Raw genomic sequence first — 1,063 nt, 5'->3', positions numbered from 1 at the left:
AGGGGGGCATGATGGATGAGTCATTCCATCTTGAATCACGCTCACGCCCGCCTGTCCAGGCTATGTTAACGCCTATGCGGTCGAGGGGGGGGCGCTCGGGCGGGCTTGCTGGTAATCGACCATGTTTGCTTTCGGCAACCATCCCTTTTTGGTCTGGCCGTCGCCGAAGTGGCAGTTCGGTGAGACGGACGCGGTATTGGTCGCTGGGGGCGATAAAGCAGACTTTTGAATTCGGTGCAGTGGCGTCGTAATCCCGTATCAGGGCCAAAGCCAAAGCCCTAGCTCTGCGGTTGACATCCGCTATGGTTGAAAGAACAATGGCGTTTAACCTCACTGCGGCAAGATCTTCAAATGGCTCGGCACGGTACACCGCTGGAACGATGGGAAATCGCATTGGTCAAAGCGATGCTGGCGAAGGGCCGTAATGACCAAGACATTCTCGCCTACTTCACTCGCCCCACGAGGTCGGTCAACCACCGTGTCATCGCCGAAATTCGCACCGGGAAAAAACATGTGGCGGTCAGGGCAGCTTCGACCGAAGAGCTGGATGATTTTTTCGCCACGTGGCCCGAAGTCGATCCGCAAACTGGCCTGAGCCTTCGAGGGGATGAACTCCTTATCAAAGCCCGAGAGGCGATGATCGCGGCAGTACATATTTTCAATGGCGCGGGCCTAACCTTCCGCGCTGAGTTGTTCATCGTGACCAGCATCATCGCCTGGACGTATCTCCTCCATGCGTGGTTCCGTCGCGAGCGTATCGACTACAGGTATCTGAACGCCGACGGGACGGTGAAGCAAACCAAGCACGGCCAGGACATGTACTGGGATTTAGCGAAGTGCCTCAATCATCCCCGCTGCCCGGTACCAGGCGGGATGGGGGCGAACCTGAGTTTCTTGCTGGAGCTTCGACACGAGATCGAACATCGGTCGACCAGCCGGATCGACGAGGCGGTGAGTGCCAAGCTCCAGGCGTGCTGCATAAATTTGGCTCTATTCGCAATTCGTATTGATATCGTGTAGAATGGCGGAAACGCGGGAGGTTTTGCGCGATGGATCGGAAGGA

General features: G+C 56.7%; 1 protein-coding gene. It reads left to right on the top strand.

Translation table 11 applies throughout. The annotated features are described in order from the left end of the window. The first annotated feature begins 351 nt into the window (after positions 1-351). On the top strand, positions 352-1,020 hold the full coding sequence (locus A6A05_RS03920) for a DUF3644 domain-containing protein (protein ID WP_082910681.1): 669 nt from the start codon (positions 352-354) through the stop codon (positions 1,018-1,020). Positions 1,021-1,063: the final 43 nt, after the last annotated feature.

Source organism: Magnetospirillum moscoviense, assembly GCF_001650635.1.
Classification (GTDB): Bacteria; Pseudomonadota; Alphaproteobacteria; order Rhodospirillales; family Magnetospirillaceae; genus Magnetospirillum; species Magnetospirillum moscoviense.
This window is presented reverse-complemented; position numbering and strand designations above follow the sequence as displayed.

Coding starts and splice junctions, on each gene's coding strand:
- A6A05_RS03920 (WP_082910681.1), top strand. CDS start 352: ATGGCTCGGCACGGTACACCGCTGGAACGATGGGAAATCGCATTGGTC.